The 22,333-nt window shown below is 71.0% G+C and carries 19 protein-coding genes; 5 read left to right on the forward strand and 14 right to left on the reverse strand.

Going from position 1 to position 22,333, the window contains the following annotated elements; all coding sequences use genetic code 11:
* Positions 1-3: 3 nt before the first annotated feature.
* From AMA02S_RS05710 to AMA02S_RS05720, 3 genes are read right to left on the reverse strand one after another with little or no spacing between them, the layout of a single operon-like run.
* Complete coding sequence (locus tag AMA02S_RS05710; RefSeq protein ID WP_067452703.1) at positions 4-630, reverse strand: GTP-binding protein; 627 nt, start codon at positions 628-630, stop codon at positions 4-6.
* On the reverse strand, positions 611-988 hold the full coding sequence (locus AMA02S_RS05715; protein ID WP_067452706.1) for a DUF742 domain-containing protein: 378 nt from the start codon (positions 986-988) through the stop codon (positions 611-613). The genes AMA02S_RS05710 and AMA02S_RS05715 overlap by 20 nt, the downstream gene beginning before the upstream one ends.
* Complete coding sequence (locus AMA02S_RS05720) at positions 985-3,534, reverse strand: nitrate- and nitrite sensing domain-containing protein (protein ID WP_169806784.1); 2,550 nt, start codon at positions 3,532-3,534, stop codon at positions 985-987. Before AMA02S_RS05720 ends, AMA02S_RS05715 begins: the two co-directional genes overlap by 4 nt.
* A 324-nt stretch (positions 3,535-3,858) precedes the next feature.
* On the opposite strand from AMA02S_RS05720, the gene AMA02S_RS05725 reads away from it, so the two are divergent.
* Together AMA02S_RS05725 and AMA02S_RS05730 are read left to right on the forward strand one after the other, a co-directional pair.
* Positions 3,859-5,055: an extracellular solute-binding protein gene (locus AMA02S_RS05725; protein WP_067452713.1), complete on the forward strand. Its 1,197-nt coding sequence runs from the start codon at positions 3,859-3,861 to the stop codon at positions 5,053-5,055.
* A 118-nt stretch (positions 5,056-5,173) separates the two neighbouring features.
* On the forward strand, positions 5,174-6,928 hold the full coding sequence (locus AMA02S_RS05730) for a glycoside hydrolase family 3 protein (protein WP_067452716.1): 1,755 nt from the start codon (positions 5,174-5,176) through the stop codon (positions 6,926-6,928).
* A gap of 339 nt (positions 6,929-7,267) precedes the next feature.
* Here AMA02S_RS05730 and AMA02S_RS05735 read toward each other — a convergent pair whose 3' ends face one another.
* From AMA02S_RS05735 to AMA02S_RS05765, 8 genes are all read right to left on the reverse strand, one after another.
* On the reverse strand, positions 7,268-7,519 hold the full coding sequence (locus tag AMA02S_RS05735; RefSeq protein ID WP_067452719.1) for a hypothetical protein: 252 nt from the start codon (positions 7,517-7,519) through the stop codon (positions 7,268-7,270).
* A gap of 82 nt (positions 7,520-7,601) precedes the next feature.
* Positions 7,602-8,627 (reverse strand): family 2 encapsulin nanocompartment cargo protein polyprenyl transferase, encoded by a 1,026-nt coding sequence (locus AMA02S_RS05740; RefSeq protein ID WP_067452722.1) that lies wholly within the window; start codon positions 8,625-8,627, stop codon positions 7,602-7,604.
* A gap of 35 nt (positions 8,628-8,662) precedes the next feature.
* On the reverse strand, positions 8,663-10,033 hold the full coding sequence (locus tag AMA02S_RS05745) for a family 2B encapsulin nanocompartment shell protein (protein WP_067452723.1): 1,371 nt from the start codon (positions 10,031-10,033) through the stop codon (positions 8,663-8,665).
* Positions 10,030-12,294 carry a terpene synthase family protein gene (locus AMA02S_RS05750; protein ID WP_174550933.1) on the reverse strand — a complete coding sequence of 755 codons (2,265 nt, stop codon included), beginning with the start codon at positions 12,292-12,294 and terminating at the stop codon, positions 10,030-10,032. The genes AMA02S_RS05745 and AMA02S_RS05750 overlap by 4 nt, the downstream gene beginning before the upstream one ends.
* Positions 12,294-13,685, reverse strand: coding sequence for a family 2B encapsulin nanocompartment shell protein (locus AMA02S_RS05755; protein ID WP_067453902.1), 1,392 nt, complete (start codon positions 13,683-13,685; stop codon positions 12,294-12,296). The genes AMA02S_RS05750 and AMA02S_RS05755 overlap by 1 nt, the downstream gene beginning before the upstream one ends.
* On the reverse strand, positions 13,682-13,885 hold the full coding sequence (locus AMA02S_RS41380) for a hypothetical protein (RefSeq protein ID WP_157430407.1): 204 nt from the start codon (positions 13,883-13,885) through the stop codon (positions 13,682-13,684). Before AMA02S_RS41380 ends, AMA02S_RS05755 begins: the two co-directional genes overlap by 4 nt.
* A gap of 231 nt (positions 13,886-14,116) precedes the next feature.
* Positions 14,117-14,338 (reverse strand): hypothetical protein, encoded by a 222-nt coding sequence (locus AMA02S_RS05760; RefSeq protein ID WP_067452726.1) that lies wholly within the window; start codon positions 14,336-14,338, stop codon positions 14,117-14,119.
* A gap of 190 nt (positions 14,339-14,528) precedes the next feature.
* Positions 14,529-15,023, reverse strand: coding sequence for a hypothetical protein (locus AMA02S_RS05765; protein WP_067452729.1), 495 nt, complete (start codon positions 15,021-15,023; stop codon positions 14,529-14,531).
* Between the two features lie 394 nt (positions 15,024-15,417).
* Here AMA02S_RS05765 and lpdA point away from each other — a divergent pair, with 394 nt between their 5' ends.
* Positions 15,418-16,821 carry a dihydrolipoyl dehydrogenase gene (gene lpdA, locus AMA02S_RS05770; RefSeq protein ID WP_067452732.1) on the forward strand — a complete coding sequence of 468 codons (1,404 nt, stop codon included), beginning with the start codon at positions 15,418-15,420 and terminating at the stop codon, positions 16,819-16,821.
* A 189-nt stretch (positions 16,822-17,010) separates the two neighbouring features.
* On the opposite strand, the gene AMA02S_RS05775 is transcribed toward lpdA, so the two are convergent.
* On the reverse strand, positions 17,011-17,475 hold the full coding sequence (locus AMA02S_RS05775; RefSeq protein ID WP_067452735.1) for a COG1361 family protein: 465 nt from the start codon (positions 17,473-17,475) through the stop codon (positions 17,011-17,013).
* Positions 17,476-18,180: 705 nt separating this feature from the next.
* Between AMA02S_RS05775 and ddaH the strand changes: the two genes are divergently transcribed.
* Positions 18,181-19,017 (forward strand): dimethylargininase, encoded by an 837-nt coding sequence (gene ddaH / locus AMA02S_RS05780; protein ID WP_067453905.1) that lies wholly within the window; start codon positions 18,181-18,183, stop codon positions 19,015-19,017.
* Positions 19,018-19,207: 190 nt separating this feature from the next.
* On the opposite strand, the gene AMA02S_RS05785 is transcribed toward ddaH, so the two are convergent.
* Positions 19,208-19,777 carry a helix-turn-helix domain-containing protein gene (locus tag AMA02S_RS05785; protein WP_067453908.1) on the reverse strand — a complete coding sequence of 190 codons (570 nt, stop codon included), beginning with the start codon at positions 19,775-19,777 and terminating at the stop codon, positions 19,208-19,210.
* Between the two features lie 77 nt (positions 19,778-19,854).
* On the opposite strand from AMA02S_RS05785, the gene AMA02S_RS05790 reads away from it, so the two are divergent.
* Entirely contained in the window at positions 19,855-20,862 is a 1,008-nt protein-coding gene (locus AMA02S_RS05790) for a hypothetical protein (protein WP_067452737.1), read from the forward strand.
* Here AMA02S_RS05790 and AMA02S_RS05795 read toward each other — a convergent pair.
* Positions 20,849-22,291: a WS/DGAT/MGAT family O-acyltransferase gene (locus AMA02S_RS05795; RefSeq protein WP_067452740.1), complete on the reverse strand. Its 1,443-nt coding sequence runs from the start codon at positions 22,289-22,291 to the stop codon at positions 20,849-20,851. The genes AMA02S_RS05790 and AMA02S_RS05795 overlap by 14 nt on opposite strands.
* Between the last annotated feature and the right edge of the window lie 42 nt (positions 22,292-22,333).

Here is a 22,333-nt window from a genome sequence, read left to right on the forward strand (position 1 = left end):
AGCCTAACCGGCGGGGACGCCGCGGCTTTCCTTGCGATGGACGGCGAGAACGTGCCGCATCAGGGCCGTCAGCACGTCCTTGCCAGACGCGCGGTCCCGCACGTCGCACAGCACCACGGGGGTGCCCCCACCGAGGTCGAGCGCCTCGCGGATCTCGTCGCCGGTGTAGTCGTAGCCGTCGTCGAAGCAGTTCACCCCGACGACGAACGGCAGCCGGCGGTTCTCGAAGTAGTCGACGGCGGGAAAGGAGTCGGCGAGTCGGCGGGTGTCGGCGAGGACGACGGCACCGAGCGCGCCGTAGGACAGTTCGTCCCACATGAACCAGAAGCGGTCCTGGCCGGGGGTGCCGAACAGGTACAGGACGAGCCCGTCGCGGATCGTGATGCGGCCGAAGTCCATCGCGACCGTGGTGGTGGTCTTCTGTTCGACGCCCTCGGTGTCGTCGACACCGACGCCCTGGTCGGTGAGCAGTTCCTCGGTCTGTAGCGGGCGGATCTCGCTGACGGCGCCGACGAGCGTCGTCTTGCCGACCCCGAACCCCCCGGCGACGAGGATCTTCACCGCGACCGGCGCGACCGCGCCGGCGGGGACCGCGGCGGGTGTCGCGGGGTCAGAGGGCTTGGAGTCCATCGAGCACTTCCCTGAGCAGGTGTTCCTTGGAGAGCGTGCTCTCCGGCTGGGGGCGGGTGACGGCGACGAGCCGGTGGTGCAGCAGGTCGCCGAGCAGGACGCGGACGACGACCAGCGGCAGCTTCATCCGCGCCGCGATCTCGGCGACGGGCTGCGGCTGGAGGCATATCTCCAGGATGTCCAGGTGCTCGGGGCCGATGCCCGGTGCGCGGGGCCGGGGCCGCGACGCGGTCGCGATGATCGTGATCATGTCGAAGGGCTCGCCGGTGGCGGGTCTGGCGCGTCCCCGCGTGAGCGCGTACGACCGGACGATCGGCCCGGCCTCCTCATCGATCCACTCGCTGCCAGGACCGCTCATCGCCCGTCAGAGTCCTCGGTGTCGAGAGCCTCGGCGCGCCCGCGCCGGGTGCCCTGCTGGATCGACGACATCATCGTCCGCAGTTCCTCCGGTGAGCGGTCGGGGCGCGGCTCCGGAGCGGGCGGGGCGGCGGCCTCCTCCCGCAACTGCGAGGCGAGGTTCTCCTGCTTGACGCGCTTGGGCAGCGGCGGTCGCTCGGCGGCACCGCCGGCCGCGCCGGGAGGCCGCCGCCTCACCTCGCGGGGGGAACGCGGGAGGCGCTGCGGCGTGGACCGCGTCCGGTCCAGCTCCATGTCGTAGGAGGGGTCGGGCTCGGGCGGCTCGCCCCAGGCCGCCGGTGTCTGCCGCTGCGGCGGGATCGGGCCCTGGAGGGGCTCCGCGAACACCGGGCGCGGGCCCGTCGTCCCGGACGCGCCGTCCGGTGGCGGACCCTCGAACCAGACGTTGTCCTGCCGTCCTGCGGCCGCCGGCGGTTCCGCGGGGTCGGCTGCGGGGGGCATGGCCGGCTCGGGGGTTCCGGGCGGTTCGGCGGCGGCGTGCCGTCCGGAGGGCAGTTGCAGCACCGAGCCGCCCTGGCCGACCTCGGACGGCGCGGCGTGCCGCCGGTCGCCGACGACCGCGCCGACGGGGACGAGCGCGTCCTCGGCGCGGCGGGTGGTGAGCGCGCGGGCCCCGGCGGCCGCCGGCCCCTCGCCGTCTCCGCGGACGACGAGGTCCTCCGGCAGCAACACGATCGCGGTCATCCCGCCGTAGGGGGAGGTCCGCAGCGTGACCTTGATCCCGTGCCGGCGCGCGAGCCGTCCGACGACGAACAGCCCGAGCTGCGCGCTGTCGGACAGGTCGAACTCCGCGGCGCTGGCGAGCCGCTCGTTGGCGGCTGCGAGGCTCGGCTCGTCCATGCTGAGACCGCGGTCCTCGACCTCCAGCGTGTAGCCGTGCGAGACGGCCTGCCCCTGCACCTGCACGTTGGTGTGCGGCGGCGAGAACGCGGTGGCGTTCTCGATCAGCTCGGCGAGCAGATGGATCACGTCGGCGACGGCCGGGCCGACGATCGCGGCGCGGCTCATCGGCGCCACGTTGACGCGGGTGTAGTCCTCGACCTCGGACGCGGCGGCGCGCGCCACGTCCACGATGGCGACGGGGCTGCGCCAGCCCCGGCCGGGCGGCTGCCCGGACAGGATGATCAGGCCTTCGGCGTGCCGGCGCATGCGGGTGGCGAGGTGGTCGACGCGGAACAGGTCCTCCAGGTCGTCGGGGACCTCGATCCGGCGCTCCATCGCGTCCAGCAGCTTGAGCTGGCGGTGCAGCAGCGTCTGGCTGCGTCGCGCGAGGTTGACGAACACGTCGCTGACGTTGCGGCGCAGCGTCGCCTCCTCGACCGCGCTCTGGATCGCGGTGCGCCGGGCGGCGTTGAACGCCTCGCCGACCTGGTCGATCTCGCGGGTGCCGAACGCCAGCGGCGGCGCCTCGGCGGCCACGTCGACCTCCTCGCCGCGGCGCAGCCGGCGGATCACCCCGGGCAGCCGCGCGTCGGCCAGGTCGATCGCCTCGCGGCGCAGCCGGGCCAGCTCGCGGATGACCGAGCGGGCGACCCAGACCGCGATGACGAGGGAGGCGGCCACCGCGACCAGCCCGAGCGCGCCCGCGAGGACGACCCGCAGGATGATGCCGTCCGAGATCGGCTTGGCGCGCTGCTCGGCGCTCGCGGACACCGCGAGCTCCAGGCCGCGCAGTCGGGTGAGGTTGGAGTCGGCGGTGGTCTTCCACAGCGTGCCGGGTGTGCCGGTGGCCCTGACCTGACGTGCGGACCCGACGAACCGGTCTTCCAGGGCGCGGAGCCGGCCGTACTCGGGCATCCCGACCACGCGCTCGTAGTAGGACTGGTCGGACGGGCGCAGCTCCGCCGCCGCGAACCCGTACAGCGAGCGCTGCGTCCCGACGAGCTTGACGAACTGGGCGTGCTCGATCGGGGTCATCCGGCCGGCGGCGAGCGCGCCGGCGATGAGCGCGTCCTCCTGCGCGAGCGTCTCGCGGGCCCGGGTCAGCGACGCCTGGTTGCGCGCGTCCTTGGCGACCTCGGAGTTGTCGAGGGTGGCGAGCGAGCCCTGGAGCGACCCGACGTCGGCCAGCAGCGCGCTGTAGTCGGCGAACGCGCGGGGACGGCCGGTGGCGCCGGAGTCGATGGCGCGGCGGCCGGCGGCCAGCGCGTCCAGCCCGCCGATGATCTTGTCGGCGAACCGGCGGGCCTGCGCGGGCGCCGCGTCCCGGGCGCCGGGGTCGCGGACGAGGGTGCGGAACAGCTCGGCCTGCCGGTCGGTGACGAGCCGCCCGGACTCCATCGAGGCGCGGTCGCCCTCGGCGTGGCCGCCGAGGTACACCATCGACAGCCGGCGCTCGTTCTGCAGCGCGCTGCCGAGCGCGCCGGACGGGTAGCCGTAGTGGTCCTGGACGGTCTCGACGTGCCGGAGGTTGAGCCCCTCCCCGAGCGCGATGCTCGCGGCGAACGCCCAGAGGACGCCGAGCGAGACCACCGAAACGGTGACCATCAGGACGACCTTGAAGCGGATGGATCTGAATCGTGCGGCCTTCCGGCCCGCCCTCCGGCGGCCGGGGTTTGAGTCCATGGGGCGGCCTCGATTTGGCACTTCGGCGGAACTTTCACTCGGCGGGTGGACGGGTGCGGGGGAACGCAGGAGAGCCTAGAACCGCACGCCGTCATGTGTCGACAGTTTCCAGATCATCACATTAAGTATGCATGGATGCCCGAAATGGCCCTACCATCCTTCTCCGTGATGGCTCGTACACGAAAGCGGAGCACGGTACCGGTGTCCGAAATTGGGAGAACACTAGAGCCGAAAAGGCATCCGAGCGTGCCCCGGGCAGTGCGCGGCACCCGCCCGAAACTCGCCTTCGCCGCGTGCGCGCTGGCGGCCGCGGGCACCGTGGTGGGCGGTTGCAGCGACGGATCCGACGACGAGGCCGTCCTGCCCGAAGTCCCGATGCAGCAGGACGTCGGCGCCGGGGAGGGCCGGCTCGACCTCGTCGTGTGGGCGGGCTACGCCGAGAACGGGTCGAACGACAAGAGGGTCGACTGGGTCACACCGTTCACCAGGGCCACCGGCTGCCGCGTCCAGGCGAAGGTCGCCGACACGTCCGACTCGATGGTCGCCCTGATGAAGACGGGCCGTTATGACGGCGTGTCCGCCTCCGGCGACGCGAGCCTGCGGCTGGTCTACGGCGGCACCGTCGCCCCGGTCAACACAGGCCTGCTCGGCGGATACGACGACATCGCCCCGTACCTGAAGAACCAGCCCTACAACTCCGTCAAGGGCCAGATGTACGGCGTCCCGCACGGCTACGGCGCGAACATGCTGATGTACCGCACCGACAAGCTCCAGCAGCGTCCCACATCCTGGGACGTCGTCTGGGAGAGAGACTCCCCCGCCGCCGGGCACGTCGTCGCCTACGACTCCCCGATCTACATCGCGGACGCGGCACTCTACCTCCGGGCGCACCGGCCCGACCTGAAGATCGACGACGTCTACGCCCTGGACGGCGAGCAGTTCGACGCCGCGGTCGACCTGCTCAAACGGCAGCGCCCCAACGTCAACCAGTACTGGGCGAACTATCTGGACGAACTCCAGTCGTTCAAGAGCGCCGACAACTACGCCGGGACGGCCTGGCAGGTGACCGCCAACCTGGCGATGACGGAGAAGGCGCCGGTCGCCACCACCATCCCGTCCGAGGGCGCCACCGGATGGTCCGACACGTGGATGATCTCGTCCCGGGCGAAGCACCCCAACTGCATGTACAAGTGGATGAGCTGGATCACCACCCCGCGGGTGCAGGCCCAGGTCGCGCAGTGGTTCGGTGAGGCCCCGGCCAACCCGAAGGCGTGCGCGTACACCGCGAAGGGCTTCTGCTCGACCTACCACGTCGGCGACCCGGCGTTCTACAAGCGCCTGGCGTTCTGGCGGACGCCGGTGAAGGACTGCGGCGACGACCGGGGCAGCGAATGCGTGGAGTACTCCCGCTGGGCCCAGGCATGGACGCAGATCAAGGGCTGACCCGCCGGGCCGCCCCGTCCGTGCACGGGCGTCCAGCTGATCTTGGCAGGTTTCTCCCTTGATTTCGCGGGCTCCATCAACTGGTCTAGACCACAAGGCAACCGGTTTTGGAGGCGGGATGAGGATCGGACGGCGGACCGTGGTGTCCGGCATCACGACCGCGGCACTCGGACTCGCGCTGGCGCCCGTGGCCGGCGCCCACGCGCAGGCACCGGCGGGAGCGCCGCCCGGCGCGCGGCGATGCGACGCCGGCGCCCACCTCGCCGCGATGACCGACGAGGAGAAGGTCGGCCAGATGGTCATGGCGGTGACGCATGACGGGCCGGACGGCATGCCCGACGAGGAGACGCGCCGCTCCCTCCAGGACCTGAAGATCGGCTCGGTCATCACGTCCGAGCCGCGGACGCCGGGCCTCGCCGCCCGCTACTCCAACCAGGTGCAGCGGTGGGCGCAGGACACGCGGCTGGGCCTCCCGCTGCTGATGTCGGGCGACTTCGAGTTCGGGACGACCCACAACGTCCGCGAGGGCACCACGCCGCTCCCCAACGCGATGGGCCTCGGCGCGGCGCGCGACCCCCGGTACGCGCGGGAGGCGGCCGCCATCACCGCGGCCGAGGCCCGCGCGATGGGCTTCCACTGGAACTACGCGCCGGACGCCGACGTCAACACCAACCCGGCGAACCCCATCATCGGCGTCCGCTCGTTCGGGGAGCGCACGGACCTCGTCCGGGAACTCGTCGAGACGCAGGTGCGCGCCTACCGCCGCGCCGGCCTCATCGCGACGCCCAAGCACTTCCCCGGCCATGGCGACACCAAGACCGACAGCCACCTCGGGCTGCCCAGCGTGGAGTACGACCGTGCGACCCTGGACCGCGTCCACCTGCCGCCGTTCCAGGCCGCCATCGCCGCCGGCGTCGACTCGATCATGACCGCGCACGTCGTCGTGAAGGCCGTCGACCCGGATCTGCCCGCCACCCTCTCCCCGAAGGTGCTGACCGGGGTCCTCCGGAACGAGATGGGCTTCACGGGCCTCATCGTCACCGACGCCATGGACATGGACGCGATCGCCAAGAACTGGGGCACCCGCGAGGCCACGGTGATGGCGGTGAACGCGGGCGCGGACGTCATCATGTCCACCGGCGAGTACTCCACGCACGTGGACGCGGTGGAGGCGCTGCTCGACGCCCTCCGCAACGGCAAGCTGTCCAGGACGCGGGTGGACGAATCGGTGCGCCGCGTCCTCGCGTTGAAGTGCAGGTACGACGTGTTCGGCCACCGGTACGTCGACCCTCGCGCGGCGGAGCGCGTCTCGGGGAACGCCACGTTCCAGCGCCGTGCCCTCGCCATGGGCGTCGCCGGCACCACCCTCGTCAAGAACGAGGGCGGCGTGCTGCCGTTCGACCCCGAGTCGGACGCGCGGACGCTCGTCGCGGGCGCAGCACAGGTCGAGCCGTTCGCGCAGGCCGTGGACGACGCGTCCGACGGCCCGGTGACACGTTGGCAGTCCGCGACCCCCGCACCGACCGACGCCGAGATCGCCGAGGCCGTCCACCGTGCCGCGGACGCCGACCGTATCCTCGTCGCCACCTACTCCTCCGGGGGGCTGCCCGCCGGACAGGCGAAGCTCGTCCGCGCCCTGCTGGCCACCGGAAAGCCCGTCGCCGCGATCGGCATCGGCCTTCCCTACGACATCGCCGCCTACCCGGACGTCAAGGGCTACATCGCTACGTATGGGACGACCGCCCGGATCCAGCGCGTCGATCTGACCATGCACAAGGCGGCCGCCGAGGTCGTCTTCGGCAGGCAGCCCGGCGGCCGCCTCCCCGTCACCATCGCCGGCCTCTACCCGTACGGACACGGCCTGTCCTACTGAACCGCCGCCTTCGCAGAGGAACGGCGCCCGCTTTCACGGGGGCCGTTCCCTGACGCACTGGGCGTACATGGGTCCGTTGGCCTGCGCCGAAAGGCTCTGCCCCGAAGTCGGATGCACAACCCCCCACGGCGGGATGTGCGGTGTCGGAGGCATCCGCGACCGTGAAGTTAGGCGAATCAGGGCAACCGTGCCGTACAGCACACCAAGGAGGACGCCATGGAACGCCAGGCTCGTATCCGAATCCGCAAACTCGCCACCGTCCGACGTGCAAGACCCGTGAACCTCGACCTGAGGACGCCGTCCGGCCGTGCCCTGCCGTACTGACCCCCGCCGCACCGGTCACGGCCAGCGGTAGTCGTTGCCCTCGGACGGGACATGGTGCGGCCGGTAGCACTTGCTCGTCACGTGCTCGTCACGACAGTCCAGGCACAGATACGTGCGGTGCCCGCGCAGGCCCCGCCCGCGCCCCGAGCACGGCGGGCACATGCACGGCGACCAGCCGACGATGACCCGGCCGGGCTCCAGCCGGTGGCCCTGCGGACACAGGAACGGCACGTGTTCGCGGGTACGCCCCGCCGGGTTCGCCTGCACGGCACGACACTCTACTCGAACATATTATCGATCACGAGACCTTCGGAGTGCCGCGCGAGCATCCTGGTGCCGCCACCGGACGTCAGTGGTCGCGGTGGGTCATGAGGTGGGCGAGCGTCCGCAGTTCCGCGGCCGCGGTCGGCTCGGGTTCGCCGGCGTCCAGTTCGGCCAGCCCCTCGGCCAGCAGGATGTCCGCCCGGGCGGACGCCCAGGTGCGGCCGCCCGCCGCGCCGATCAGTTCGGCGGCGCGTTCGGGCTCGTCACCGGTGAGCGGGGTGTCGCGCAGGTAGAGCGCGGCGAGTTCGTCGCCCGCGGGGGTTCCGGAGGTGAGGGCCGCGACCACCGGTAGCGACTTCTTGCGGTTGCGCAGGTCGCTGTGCACGGGCTTGCCGGTCACCTCGGGGTCGCCCCAGATGCCGAGCAGGTCGTCCACGAGCTGGAACGCCAATCCGACCCGCTCACCGAACGCCCGGTACCGGGCGGTCCGGGCGGGATCCGCGCCGCCGTGGACGGCGCCGAGCGCGCAGGCCCCGCCGAGCAGCGCGCCGGTCTTGCGACCCGCCATGACCAGGCACTCGTCGAGCGTGACGTCGGTGCGGCCCTCGAACGCGACGTCGGCGCACTGCCCCTCCACCAGGTCGAGGACGGCGCGGCTCAGCACGCGGACGCCGGCGGCGGGGGCGCACCCGCCGGCCAGCGCCTCGACGGCGCCGGCCAGCAGCGCGTCCCCGGCGAGGATCGCGGCGTTCCTTCCGAACACGGCCCAGGCGGTCGGCCGGTGCCGGCGGGTGAGGTCTCCGTCCATCACGTCGTCGTGCAGGAGCGAGAAGTTGTGCGCCAGCTCGACCGCGACGGCGGCGGGCAGGGCGGCATCCGCGGTCCCGCCGACGGCCTCGGCCGCCAGCAGCGTCAGCGCGGGCCGGACGGCCTTGCCGCCCGTCCCGGCGGACGGGCGGCCCCGCTCGTCCCGCCAGCCGAAGTGGAACGCGGCGATGCCGCGCATGGAGCCGGGCATGCCGTCGACGGAATGCCGCAACGCGGGATCGACCAGGCTGCGGCTCCAGGCGAGGATCTCCCGGCCGGAGCGGGCGGAGGTCTCCACGGGCATGTCGTCCCTCTCGTCAGCGGGTCGGCTCGACGTCGTCAGCGGGCGATCTCGACGTTCTCCATGACGCCGAGGGCATCGGGCACCAGCACGGCGGCGGAGTAGTAGGCGCTGACCTGGTAGGTCGCGATCGCCCGGTCGTCGATACCGGTGAAGCGCACCGACAGGCCGGGCTGGACCTCGTCGGGGATGCCGGTCCGGCGCAGGCCGATGACCCCCTGGTCGTCCTCGCCGGTGCGCATCGCCAGGATCGAGCTGGTCCCGGTCGGGCTGATCGGAATCTTGTCGCAGGGATAGATGGGCACGCCGCGCCAGGCCGGGACGCGCCGGCCGTCCAGCTCGACGCCGGAGAGGTACACGCCGCGCCGGGTGCACTCGCGGCCGAACGCGGCGATCGTCTTCGGGTGGGCGAGGAAGAGCCGTGTCTTGCGGCGCCGGGCGAGCAGCCCGTCCATGTCGTAGGGGGTGGGCGGGCCGCCGCGGGTCTGGATGCGGTGCCGCAGATCGCAGTTGTGCAGCAGGCCGAAGTCACGGTTGTTGATCAGCTCGTGCTCCTGCCGCTCCTTGACCTCTTCGGTGACGAGCCGGAGCTGCTGCTCCAGCTGGTTCATCGGATTGCTGTACAGGTCGGCGACGCGGGTGTGGACGCGCAGGAGCGTCTGTGTGACGGCCAGCTCGTACTCGCGGGGGGACGCCTCGTAGTCGACGAACGTGCTCGGCAGGACGGGTTCGCCGTCGTGACCGGCCGCCAGGTCGATCGCCGCCTCGCCGTGCCGGGTCTGCGGCGGGACGGGCGCGTCGCGGTACTCCTCCAGGTGCGCGCGCAGGGCGTCGTAGCGGCCGGTCAGTTCGCCGATCGCCTCCTGGGAGAGCGACAGGACCGTGCAGGGGGTGACGGCGCGGTAGGTGTACTCCCATTCGCCGGACGCGCCGAGCAGCGCCTGGTCACCGAGGAAGTGCCCGCCGTCGAGGACGTCGAGCTCGACGGCGTCGTCGAACTCCCCGCCGCCGGTCTGCGCCACCTTGCCGTGCGCGATCAGGAAGAGCTGGTCGACCGGCCAGCCCGCCTGCACGATCGCCTCGCCGGGCTCGTACTGGCGCTGGACGAACCGCCCGGCGAGCACGTCCAGGACGCCCGCGTCGTCGAGGCCGCGCAGGGCGGGCAGTTCGGCGAGCTCGGGCGGGACCACGCGCACGTCGGCGCCGTCGTTGACGAACGACACCCGCCCGTCGCCGACCTGGTAGGTCAGCCTGCGGTTGACCCGGTAGGTGCCCGCGTCGGCGCGGACCCAGGGCAGCAGCGTCAGCAGCCACCGCGGCGTGATACCCCGCATCTGCGGGACGGACTTGGTCGTCGTCGCGAGGTTGCGCGCCGCCTGCGTACTGAGGCTCAACTGCTGTTCGGTCATGGGCGGCTACCTCCGTGGATCGGTTGGCGGGGCGGTCCCAGGCGGGCGGCCGAGGTGCCCAGCCCGGTGGGGCCGAGCAGGAGCCGGGTGGTGGGTACGCGGGACGCGTCCGCGGGTGGGGCCGTGGTCCCGCCCGTGGGCATGGACGGCGGCGGGGTGCGGTAGCGGCCGGTCGTGGTGGACCAGCGCAGGTCGCCGGCCATCCACAGACGCAGTCCCTCGACGTACCGGGCCAGGGCGCCGCGCGCCGCGGCGTCCAGGTCGTGCTCGGCGGCCACGATCGGGAGTTCGGAGTCGACGATGCGGGCGAACTGCCGGACGCGCGAGTCGATCAGGTCGGCCACGATTGCGGCGGCCCGGCCCGTGCCGGAGCCGAGGAACCGCTGGACGGCGACGACGGCGTTGGTGAGCTCGCCTTCGTGCTCGACCTCCTTGCGGTAGGACAGCAGGTCGTTGCGGAGCCCGACGATGTCGCCGAACGTGTCGTGCAGGGACCGGATCGCCCCCGACTCCATGACCCCGGCGGGGACACCCGCTCCGAGCCCGTACCGCAGGAGGCCGGTCGACAGCGCGGTGCCGCTGGTCTTGCGGCGCATCTCGATGTGGTCGACGGGATCGGGGACGCGGTTCTGGACGCGGCCCGCCAGTTCCCACAGGGAGCTCTCCAGTAACTCCCAAAGCGCGTCGGCGAACTCGGCGCGGTCACCCGGCATGGCCTCACCGGTACGCGCCCAGAGATCGATCAGGCCGCGCTCAACGGCGTTGCCCGCGCCCGCCGCCGCGGACTCCGCGGGTTGTCCGGTCGTCAGCCCTCGCAGGCGGGTCAGGTACGCCTTGGCGCCCAGGAAGTCGTGCGGGCGCTTGAAGCGGTCGACGAAGAAGTCGTCGAAGTGGAAGATCCAGATGTTCCAGTCGTTGATCAGCTCCAGCTCGGGCCAGGACGCGTGGGGGTGGGTCAGGGCGGCGAACATCGGGTAGTCGGCGGCGGCGAACACGTCGGGCGTCCACGGGCCGGGGGCGTCGTCGCCCACCATGCCCATCTCCCGGGCCCACGTGGCGGCGTGCCTGCGCAGGGGCGCGAGGCGCGGGTTGAGCAGTGCCGGATCGGGCGACGTCGGCTCCGGGAGGTCGAACGGCTCGGCGGGGGCGGGGCCGGGCGGGCGGGTCAGCGATCGGAGCCGCACCGCCGACGCGCCGAGCCCGAGCAGCCCCGCCGGCGCCGGCAGCCCGGACGGGACGAGCCCGGAGCCGGTGACGGCCCCCTCGTTCATGTAGCGGCCGGACCGCAGGTGCCACTGGTGCCCGCCGGACTGCCAGTCCTGGAGGCCCCGGGCGTAGCGCAGCACGTCGAGCCGGGCGGCGGGGTCCAGGCTCCGTTCCTCGAACAGCAGCGGAAGCTCGGTGACCACGGTGTTCTCGAACTGCTGCATGCGCGAGGTCAGGAGGTCGTTGGTGATCTCGGCGGCCCGCTGCGGCTCGGTGGCCAGGAACCGCTCCATCACCAGGACGCCGTTGTTGATCTCGCCCTCGTGCTCGGTCTCGCGCTGGTAGGAGAAGATGTCGTTGCGCAGGTGGACGGCGTCGGCGAACGTGTCCTTCAGCACCCGCAGCGGACGAGAGCCCACCACGTCCGCCGGGACCTCGGCCCCGACCGCGACCTCCACCAGGTCGGCCGACCAGGGCGCGCCGCCGACCCTGCGCCGCATGTGGATGTAGTCGATCGGGTTGGGGACGCGTTCGTCGGTTATGTTGGCGAGTTCCCACAGCGACTCTTGCAGCAGGTTGTGGGTGCTTTCGGCGAACCGCTCGCGCCACTCCCGCGACATGAGCGGAACCGTTCGTGTCCAGAGGTCGGCGAGACCGCGTTCCACCGGGTTGGTGGCTTCGCTGAAGGGGGCGGCCCCCGCCTCCACGGGCATGAAGGCGGGGAGCCGCGCGAGGTACTCCGTGGCGCCGGCGAGATCGCGGGGCCGCTTGTACCTCTCCAGGAAATGGTCGTCGAAGTAGAACACCCACACGTACCAGTCGGTCACCAGGTCCAGGAGGGAGGCGGGGGCTTCCGGGTGCGTGTACGCGGTAAGCAGGGCGTAGTCGTGGGCGTCGTAGTCGTTCTCATCCCATACCTCGGGGCCGGTGTCGTCCGGGCCGAGAATGCCCACGTCATGGGACCACGCCCGCGAGTGCTCGCGGGCACGGTCGACATGCGGGTTCAGCCGCGCCGGGTGCGGCATATAGAACCCGGGGAGCTCGAACGGTTGCACTACACCGCTCCACCGTGCGCGATCTCGACGGACTCCAGCATCCCCAGCGCGTCGGGAACGAGCACGGCGGCCGAGTAGTAGGCGCTGACCAGGTAGGACAGGAGCGCCTTGTCGTCGATGCCCATAAAGCGGACCGACAGCCCGGGCTGGTACTCGTCGGGCAGCCCGATCTGGTGGAGGCCGATGACGCCCTGGGACGACTCGCCGGTGCGCATCAGCAGGATCGAGCTGGTCTTGGTCTGGCTGACGGGGATCTTGTTGCAGGGGAAGATCGGTACGCCGCGCCAGGCCGGGACCTTGTTGCCGCCGACGTCCACGCTCTCGGGGTAGATGCCGCGGGCGCTGCACTCGCGCCCGAACGCGGCGATGGCCTTCGGGTGGGCGAGGAAGAACGCGGGATCCTTCCAGACGAGGGTGAGCAGCTCGTCCATGTCGTCGGGGGTGGGCGGGCCGCTGCGGGTGTGGACGCGCTGCGACAGGTCGGTGTTGTGCAGGAGCCCGAAGTCGCGGTTGTTGATGAGCTCGTTCTCCTGGCGCTCGCGCAGCGCCTCGATGGTCAGCCGGAGCTGCTGCTCGACCTGGTCCATCGGCTCGTTGTAGAGGTCGGCGACGCGCGTGTGGACGCGCAGGACGGTCTGGGCGACGCTCAGCTCGTACTCGCGCGGGGAGCTCTCGTAGTCGACGAACGTTCCCGGTAGGACGGGCTCGCCGACGTGCCCGGACGCGAGCTCGATCGCAGCCTCGCCGTGCGGGTTCACGGCGCGCTCGGGGCTGTTGCGGAACTCTTCCAGGTGCGCCTGGAGCGAGCTGGACTGGCCGAGGGTCTCCTGGAAGTCGGCTTCGCTCATGCTGAGAATCGTGACCGCCGTCACGGCCTTGACCGTGTGCTCCCACTCGCCGGGCTCGTCGCCGCCCACGAGGGTGCGCTCGCCGAAGAAGTCGCCGTCGGCGAGCGTCCCGTGCACCGCCTCGGTGCCGAACTCGCCGGCGCCGACCTGGCTGAGCTTGCCGTGCACCACGAGGATGACCTGGTCAATGGGGCGGCCCTGCTCGACGATGACGTCACCGGGCTCGTACTCGTGCTGGGTGAAGCGGCCGGCGAGGGCGTCGAGCGCAAGGTCGTCGTCATAGCCGCGCAGTGGCGGCAGTTCGCCCAGTTCGCGGGGGATGACCCGGACGTCGGCACCGGTGGTCACGAACGTCACCCGGCCGTCACCGACCGTGTAGGTGAGCCGCCGGTTGACCCGGTAGGCACCACCGGACGCCTGGACCCAGGGCAGCAGTTTCAGGAGCCATCGGGAGGTGATGCCCTGCATCTGGGGCACGGACTTGGTCGTGGTCGCCAGGTTCCGTGCCGCCGTGGTACCGAGGCTCAACTGCTGTTCCGTCACGTCCACACCACCGATTCATCGCCGGTTCTTCTAGGAATGTGCCGCACGAAAGACGAGTAGGAGGCAAAGGAGAAAGCACCATTGTTCGACGATGCGCTTCCATTGCGGCCGATCGCCTTGCCATCGGTGAGGCTACACACGGTAATCGCTTGATCGCAACGGGCGATCACCCTCACCTCTTCTTTGCCATTGCGCCACACAAGTCCAACCTAAGCGCGATAGCGGACGGACGAGAAAACCCCGAATGGATTGTTCACCTCGCGCTGACAGCGGCCCCACCAGCAGCTTTCGGCTCGGACGGCTCAGGAGCGCGCTCCGGAACCCGCGGGCTCCGGAGCCTCCCTGGTTCCGATCTTGTCGATCGGCACCCGGGCCGTCTCCGGGATCATGACGATCGGGAAAACCGCCACGATCGCCACCAAGATCAGGTACTACGCCGGGATGTAGTTGGAGTCCGTCGTCTTTATCGGCGACCCCACCAGAACGGCCGCGGTGAGGAGCAGCGGTTTCCGGAGGCCGCGGCGATCAGCGCGAAACGAGCGGAGGCTGGCGCTGCCGGACTCCCCGGGCGGGTAGAACACCGTCCCGATGATCGAGGTCATGACCCCGGCGCTGAACACGCCGAAGTCGAACCACTCGATGCAGTTGCCCATCGCTGACGCGATGACGGCCGGACGGCCCTGTGCGCCGCCGGCAGGTCCGCCTCGTCCTTCTCGAGGTCGATGCCCGCCTGGCCCGATTCCCGATCCGCACCGGAATCAGCGTTCATCCGCCACCTCCGGGTTCCGGTTTGCCCGAAGATCAGCGAAGGTAACGTCAGGGTAGCCCGGCGGTCACTGGCGGCTACGCCCTGCGGCGGGTCTTCGCGGTGTCCTCGTCCTCCTCGCCGGCCTCGTACTCCGCCCCGGCGACCTCCGCCCCCGCGACGGCGCCGTCCAGGAGCTCGTCGGTCAGTTCGGGCAGGTGGGCGGTGCGCTGCGGGTCGCCGTCCGGGAGGTCCTCGTCCTCGGGGATGGCGACGAGCGCCTGCGTCTCCTGCGCCTCCCGCGTGATCACCCCGCTGGCGAGGACGGTGTTGCGGTGCCGCAGCGCGCCGTTCTCGCGGAGCAGATCGTCCACGTCGGCGCGGACGCGGGCCACGCGCCGGCTCATCCGGACGTGCACGAGGAACCCGCCGGCGGCGAGCCCGAGGATGAACCCGGCGACCGGCAGCCCGACGATCGGCGGCGCGAGCGTGGCCACCAGGGCCACGGCGACCAGCGCGACGACCACCGCGAGCGCGACGAAGTGCTTCTCCATCCAGTCCAGGACGGCGTTGACGCGCTTGGGGATCCTCACTCGCCTTCTCCTCCGCTTTCCCTCATGACGGAACGGGCCGATCTGCCGACAACGATCACACCGGGGCCCGGTGTTCCGGACGGCGCCATGTTCTGGAGTGCCGTGCTCTGGACGGCACTGTTGTCCGGGAACGGCGCTGCTTTCGTCGGACGCCACGCCGCCCACCCGGGCCTGGGCCGCCGGGGACCTCGCGCATCGCCCGGCGGGGCGCGCCGCACGCGCGCCACCCTTCCTCCCGCAGAGACTCACCGGCGGGAGACCGCTCGAAACCTTAACAGGATGTGACCGGCGACCCGAAGCGCCCACCGGTCGTACCCCGGGACGGGGCCCCGGGAAGGCGCCGGCACCGGTCCGGGATGCGAGCACCGGCCGCCGCCGAATATCGTCCATGGATATGAGCGAACACTTTGACGTCGTGGTCCTGGGCGCGGGCCCGGGTGGATATGTCGCCGCGATCCGGGCGGCGCAACTCGGGCTGAAGACGGCGATCATCGAGGAGAGGTACTGGGGCGGGGTGTGCCTCAACGTCGGCTGCATCCCCTCGAAGGCGCTGCTGCGCAACGCCGAGCTGGCGCACATCTTCACCCAGGAGCAGAAGACGTACGGGATCACGGTCGAGGGGCAGGTGACCTTCGACTACGGCGCGGCGTACCAGCGCAGCCGCCAGGTCTCGGACAAGCTCGTCAAGGGCGTCCAGTTCCTGATGAAGAAGAACAAGATCACGTCCTTCGACGGGCGCGGGACGTTCACCGATCCGAACACCCTCCAGGTCGCCCGGCCGGACGGTTCCGGTGAGACGGTGACGTTCGACAACTGCATCATCGCCGCCGGTGCGCACACCAAGCTGCTGCCCGGCACGTCCCTGTCCGAGCGGGTCGTCACCTACGAGGAGCAGATCCTCAGCTCGGAGCTGCCGGAGAGCATCGTCATCGCGGGCGCGGGCGCCATCGGCGTGGAGTTCGCGTACGTCCTGCACAACTACGGCGTGAAGGTCACGATCGTCGAGTTCCTCGACCGGATGGTCCCGAACGAGGACGCGGACGTCTCCAAGGAGCTGGCCAAGCGCTACCGCAAGCTCGGCGTGGACGTCCTGACCTCCACCCGCGTGGACGCGATCGACGACTCGGGCGAGAAGGTCAAGGTCACCGTCACCGGCAAGGACGGCGCCCAGCAGGTCATCGAGGCCGACAAGGTGCTCCAGGCGATCGGCTTCGCGCCGAACGTGGACGGCTATGGCCTGGAGAAGACCGGCGTCGCGCTGACCGACCGCGGGGCGATCGACGTGGACGGCCGCTGCCGTACGTCCGTCCCGCACATCTACGCCATCGGCGACGTCACCGCCAAGCTGATGCTCGCGCACGCCGCCGAGGCCATGGGCATCGTCGCCGCCGAGACCATCGCCGACGCCGAGACGATGGAGCTCGACTACGTGATGATCCCCCGCGCCACGTACTGCCAGCCGCAGGTCGCGAGCTTCGGCTGGACGGAGGCGCAGGCCAAGGAGCAGGGCTTCGACGTCAAGACCGCCAAGTTCCCCTACAGCGCCAACGGCAAGGCGCTCGGCATGGGCGAGGGCGACGGCTTCGTCAAGGTGATCAGCGACGCCAAGTACGGCGAGATCCTCGGCGCCCACCTGATCGGCCCGGAGGTCACCGAGCTGCTCCCCCAGCTCACCCTGGCGCAGCAGTGGGACCTCACCGTCCACGAGGTGGCCCGCAACATCCATGCCCACCCCACCCTGGGCGAGGCCGTCAAGGAGGCCGTCCACGGCCTCGCCGGCCACATGATCAACCTCTGACCCCGGCGGCGTGTCCGCCCCGGCGGACACGCCTCCCCCGCGGGTGACCGTGGGCAGGCGAACCGTGGGGGCACGATCGGATGACCGACCGGCCCGTTTCGGCGGCGGACGGTGCGGACCGGAACCGCGCCTCCACCAGGACGGCCGCCCCGCCCCGTCGGCCGGTCATGCCAGGCCATCGTGTGGACGTCAACAGAGGACGGTCGCGACGGGTGAGTACGCCAGGAGATCGACCGCGCCGGCGGCGGACTCCCGGTAACTGTAGAAGAAGAGCCCGAGGCGAATGTTCGGCCCGCAGGGAGAGTCCGCCTCGACCTCGATGGCCTGCGTCATGGTACGCGTCGCGCCGGGAGGGATCGGGGTTGTGTAGTGGTTGCAGTCACTGATCTCGCCGGTACAGTTCCCCAATTTGTACTTCGTGCGGTCTGTCAGGGTCTCGTAGGTCTGGTTCACCGTCAGGTAGGTGAACATGACATCGACGTTCTCCGGATTTGTGAAGGTCACCTTCAAGTTCACCGTACTACCCGGACGCGGCTCCATCGTGTCGAAGCTGGACGTGATCACTGAATCGGCCATCGCCGGCCCTGTGGGAACCACGGCCAAGGCCGTCGCGAAGGGCGCGAGCAACACGAACAGAATCCGCCTGGCCTGCATGATCTCTTCCTTTGTGCGGGCACGCCGAATAGCGTGCACAAATGGGTAATGACACTAGGCGCGGAAAGATCGCCTTTCAGTCCGCGCGAGCGGCTGGTAAGGGGAGCAGAGCACAACGTTTCACATGGTCGTCACCACTGTCGGGAGCATGGCTTGGAGCTACGGTACCCATGCCCGGGTCAGCTGACTCCTCCCTAAACAGTCCAATTTTTACACTCGCAGATAATGGCGGCGCGAACCGTTTCTGCACCGATTTGCTTACCCTCGATTCACAGGTGATCACAGGGCGGAGCAACCAGCCGAGAACCGGCTGACCAGTCTCAGCAATAAAGGACGCGAGGCAATACGGCCGGTGTTCGAGAGGCTCAGGTGACGGAGGGGAGGGCGCGCGAGAACCGCCACCCCACCAGGTCAGGTTGACGACCCCGGGGCTTCCGCCAGACACCTCAAGGTCACCGGGACGGAAGGTCTCGGGTCCACGTGGGCACGGGATCTGCGCGCCTCCGACGTCGCTCATCGCGGGGCCACGTTCGCGACCCGGCAACGGCGACCCCGCGTGCAACGAAACGTCGTGAAGTGGCGGGAATACGCAACGAAATGCTAGGCCAGTGCAAGATTGAAGCATTGGATCGCGGGGGTCCTGTTCCTAGGCTTGCGAATGGTTCCTCTCCTCTTCGGACACCCCTGGAGACACATATGTCCGTCATGCCGGCAGTCGAGCCGAGCACCGTCCCCGCACGGACCGCGCTGCGGCGGCACTACCTGATGTGCCGTCCCGAGCACTTCGCCGTCACCTACGCGATCAACCCGTGGATGGACCCGGCGGCCGGGGCCGACGCGGGTCGGGCCGCGGAGCAGTGGGAAGCGCTACGGGCCGCGTACGCCGCGCTGGGGCATGAGGTGAGCCTGATCGATCCGATCGCGGGGCTACCCGACATGGTGTTCGCGGCGAACGGCGCTCTGGTCGTCGGCGGACGTGTCTATGGGGCGCGGTTCACGCATCCGCAGCGGCAGGCCGAAGGGCCCGCCTACACGGGATGGCTGAGGGACAACGGGTTCGCCGAGGTGCTGGAGGCGGAGCACACCAACGAGGGTGAGGGCGACTTCCTCACGATGGACCACGTGATCCTCGCGGGGACGGGCTTCCGGACGGACATCGCGGCCCATCAGGAGGCGCAGGAGTTCCTCGGGCGGCCCGTGGTGACGCTGCGGCTGGTCGACCCGCGCTTCTACCACCTGGACACGGCGCTGTTCCCCCTCGGTGGCCAGAACGTGGCGTACTACCCCGGCGCGTTCTCACCGGGGAGCCGCGCGGTGCTGGAGCGGCTCTTCCCGGACGCGGTCCTCGCCGGAGAGCGGGACGCGGCGGTGCTCGGGCTCAACGCGGTGTGCGACGGGCGCAACGTCGTGCTCAACGCCGAGGCGGTGGAACTGATCGGCACGCTGCGCGGGCACGGGTACGAGCCGGTTCCGGTCGATCTGTCGGAGCTGCGCAAGGCCGGCGGCGGGCCGAAGTGCTGCACGCTGGAGCTGCGTCCGTAGTCAGCCGGCGGCCGGGTCCGCCGCGGACCGGCGGCGGACCAGGCGACGGGTGCGCAGGAACAGACCAGCACTTGCAAGACGGTGGAGGACGCCAGCATCCCTGGGGAGGCGTCGCACCGGTGCACCGCGTCGAGTCCGGCGACGCGACGCCGGGGAGTTCTGGGCGGTTTGCACAGGTAACTAACTCATGTCACTTACGGCGGGGCCCAGCACGCAGGTGCAACCGCTCGCCCTGCGGCCCGAACAGGCTGAGCAACTCGACCGGCCCGCCCGCGCCGCTGAACCAGTGCGGTAGCCGGGTGTCGAACTCGGCGGCCTCGCCGGGCTCCAGCACCATGTCGCGCCCGGCGAGGATCAGCCGGAGCCGCCCGTTCAGGACGTACAGCCAGTCATAGCCCTCGTGGGTCCGCGGGTCGCTCTCGGTCCGCTCCGGGACGATCATCTTGAACGCCTGAACGCCGCCGGGGCGCCGGGTCAGCGGCAGCACGATCATGTCGTTGCGCCGCTGCGGCCGCGGCCGGATCCGCGGGTCGCCCACCGCCGGGGCGCCGACCAATTCGTCCAGTTCCACCTGATGTGCCTGCGCGAGCGGGAGCAGCAGTTCCAGACTCGGCCGCCGCTTGCCCGACTCCAGCCGGGACAGGGTGCTGACCGAGATCCCGGTCGCCTCGGCGAGCGCGACCAACGTCACATTCCGCTCCTGCCGCAGCCGCCGGAGCCTCGGCCCGACACCGGCGAGCACGTCCTCCATCGTGTCCATGTGCATATTGCAGGAACGGCAAAGCCATTTGTCAAATCTGGAAGTCCCGGAGGCGACGGCGTCCTAGGGTGGCCGGCATGGGGATCACTGAGCGGGAGTGGCGGGACGGGCGGGCCGTGCTGAATGCCGGACGTGATCGGCTCGGACGGATCGCGACCGATCTGTACCCGGGCGTGCCGCGCGTCGCGGACACGCCGCTGCTGTGCCGGGAGGGCTGGGTCCCGGCAGCACCGCTCCCCCTGGAGGACGTCCAGCTGGAGTGGGACGCCGCCCCCGTTCCGTCCGCCGTCGCCGACCCGCCCGACGGGCTCCCCGGCGATCACCGGACGTACGCCGGCGCCATGGCGGCCCTCGCCCCGCCCGCGGTCTTCGAGGACCGGCCGAGCTACCGTCTGCTCGACGCGGCGCCGCCCGTCCTGCGGTTCGGGCCGGCCCGCTACTTCGACGGCGTCAACGTCGGCGAGTCCGTGGCCCACGAACTGGCCGCCGGCACGGGCGGCCTGCCGCTGCGCGAGCGGATCGGCGATCCCTGCGACCTCGGCCGGCGGACGGCGCTGACCGCGATCACCACGGTGACCGTCACGGCGTCCGGGTCCTACGTCCTGCACTGGCGCGACCCGGCGAAGGTCGCGCACGCGGGCGGCCTTCACCAGGTCATGCCCGTCGGGGTGTTCCAGCCGCTGAACGGCGGCCGCCGCGATCTCGACCTGTGGCGGTGCATGGTGCGCGAGTACGCCGAGGAGTTCCTCGGGACGGGCGAGGACTACGGCCCGGACTTCGTCCAGGACGAGTGGCCGTTCCACCGGGACCTGACCGCCGCCCGGACCGCCGGGACCGTCCGCGCCTTCTTCCTCGGGCTCGGCGTCGATCCGCTGACGCTCGCGCTCGACCTGCTCACCGTCGTGGTGTGCGACGACGCGGCGTTCGAGACGTTCTTCGGCGGCCTCGTCGCCGTCAACGACGAGGGGACGGTGTCCCGGGCGCCGTTCGATGGAACCGTGCCCGAGCCCATGCAGCCCGCCGGCGCCGCGGCGCTCCGGCTGGCCTGGCGGCACCGGGCGGCGCTGGGGATCACTCCCGGGTGAGGGACCTCAGCTCGTCCAGGGCGTCCAGGAGATGGTCGACGATCTCCGCTGGGTCGGGGACGAGGTCGCGGCAGGTGACGATGCCGACGTCCATCGTGCCGTCGTAGGAGAACACGGTGATGTTGAGGCCGCCGCTGAGATCGGTGACGAGCGAGAGCGGGTAGTAGGCGAGCACCCGGGCGCCGCACAGGTACAGCGGGAACTGCGGGCCCGGCACGTTCGAGACGACCAGGTTGAGCGGCCGCAGCGCCAGGGACGGGGCCGCGTGCAGCGCGAGCCGGGTGGCCGGCCCGGCGAGAGGCGCGGGGACGAGCCCGCTGAGCTCCCGCACCCAGGCTCCCGAGGACGTCGCGAACCGGCGCTTGACCAGGTCCATGTCGCGGCGCACCGTCGCGTAGCGGTCCGCCGGGTCGGGCACGTGGGTGGCCAGCGGCGCGGTCATGATCGACACCTGGTTCCCCTCGCCGGAGGTCACACCCCGGCGCAGCGACACCGGCACGCCGGCGACGAGCGGGCCGTCCGGCAGGTCGCCGCGCTTGTCCAGCCATTGGCGCAGCGCCGTCGCGCACAGCGCCATGACCACGTCGTTGACGCTGCCGCCGAGGGCCCGCCGGATCTCCTTGATCTGCGCCAGCGGCAACCTGCCGCAGGCGACCGCGCGGTGCGGCCCGATCGGCCGGTTGAACGGGGTGGGCGGCGCGCTCAGCCGAGGCCCGCGCGGGACGTCCTCGCGTCCCAGCGCACCTTGCACGACCGACGACACCAACCCCACGCCCGGGAGGGACGAGACACCCGGGATCTCGTCCATGTGCGGGGCAGTACGCGCCATAGACAGGGCCGTCCGGACGGGATGCGTCACCGCCTTCAGCAGTCCCGCACCGACCATGTTGGCCGTCCCGGGGGCGCGCGCAGGCGTGGCCTCGTCGGCGGGCAGATCACGCGGTTCGGGTGACAGATCCAGCAGCGCGGCGAGCGTCTCGGCGGCCATCACTCCGTCGACGGCGGCGTGGTGCACCTTGACGTAGATCGCCGTCCGCCCGCCCTCCAGCCCCTGGATCACGGCCATCTCCCACAGCGGACGCGACCGGTCGAGCGGCTGCTCGTGCAGCAGCGCCACCATGTCGGCGAGCTGGGACTCGTCCCCCGGCGGCGGCAGCTCGACCTCGTAGACGTGACGCGCCGGGTCGAAGTCCGGGTCGTCTTCCCAGTAGGGATGGTCCAGGCCCAGCGGCACCTGGACGAGCCGCTGCCGCAGTGGACGCGGCGCCAGGTGGGCGCGGGCTCCGATCAGCTCGGCCACCTGCCCCGCGGTGAGCCGCCCACCGGGGCAGCAGGCCGCGTCGAGGACGCCGAGCCCCGCGATGTGCGCGAGCGTGGTGCCGGTCTCGGCGTTGAGGAAGGCGGCGTCCACGGTGGTCAGCTGACTCATTCTCATCCCGTCTGGTCGATTTGCTGCTCTCCTACCTTTCTA

It is taken from the genome of Actinomadura macra NBRC 14102, from assembly GCF_001552215.1.
Classification (GTDB): domain Bacteria; phylum Actinomycetota; class Actinomycetes; order Streptosporangiales; family Streptosporangiaceae; genus Spirillospora; species Spirillospora macra.

Excerpts from the sequence above, each read along its gene's own strand:
- AMA02S_RS05730 (WP_067452716.1), top strand. The coding sequence starts at position 5,174 with ATGAGGATCGGACGGCGGACCGTGGTGTCCGGCATCACGACCGCGGCA.
- AMA02S_RS05745 (WP_067452723.1), bottom strand. The coding sequence starts at position 10,033 with ATGACCGAACAGCAGTTGAGCCTCAGTACGCAGGCGGCGCGCAACCTC.
- AMA02S_RS05715 (WP_067452706.1), bottom strand. The coding sequence starts at position 988 with ATGAGCGGTCCTGGCAGCGAGTGGATCGATGAGGAGGCCGGGCCGATC.
- AMA02S_RS05795 (WP_067452740.1), bottom strand. The coding sequence starts at position 22,291 with ATGAGTCAGCTGACCACCGTGGACGCCGCCTTCCTCAACGCCGAGACC.
- AMA02S_RS05790 (WP_067452737.1), top strand. The coding sequence starts at position 19,855 with ATGGGGATCACTGAGCGGGAGTGGCGGGACGGGCGGGCCGTGCTGAAT.
- AMA02S_RS05710 (WP_067452703.1), bottom strand. The coding sequence starts at position 630 with ATGGACTCCAAGCCCTCTGACCCCGCGACACCCGCCGCGGTCCCCGCC.
- lpdA (WP_067452732.1), top strand. The coding sequence starts at position 15,418 with ATGAGCGAACACTTTGACGTCGTGGTCCTGGGCGCGGGCCCGGGTGGA.
- AMA02S_RS05775 (WP_067452735.1), bottom strand. The coding sequence starts at position 17,475 with ATGCAGGCCAGGCGGATTCTGTTCGTGTTGCTCGCGCCCTTCGCGACG.
- ddaH (WP_067453905.1), top strand. The coding sequence starts at position 18,181 with ATGCCGGCAGTCGAGCCGAGCACCGTCCCCGCACGGACCGCGCTGCGG.
- AMA02S_RS05720 (WP_169806784.1), bottom strand. The coding sequence starts at position 3,534 with ATGGTCACCGTTTCGGTGGTCTCGCTCGGCGTCCTCTGGGCGTTCGCC.
- AMA02S_RS05760 (WP_067452726.1), bottom strand. The coding sequence starts at position 14,338 with ATGGGCAACTGCATCGAGTGGTTCGACTTCGGCGTGTTCAGCGCCGGG.
- AMA02S_RS05740 (WP_067452722.1), bottom strand. The coding sequence starts at position 8,627 with ATGCCCGTGGAGACCTCCGCCCGCTCCGGCCGGGAGATCCTCGCCTGG.
- AMA02S_RS05785 (WP_067453908.1), bottom strand. The coding sequence starts at position 19,777 with ATGGACACGATGGAGGACGTGCTCGCCGGTGTCGGGCCGAGGCTCCGG.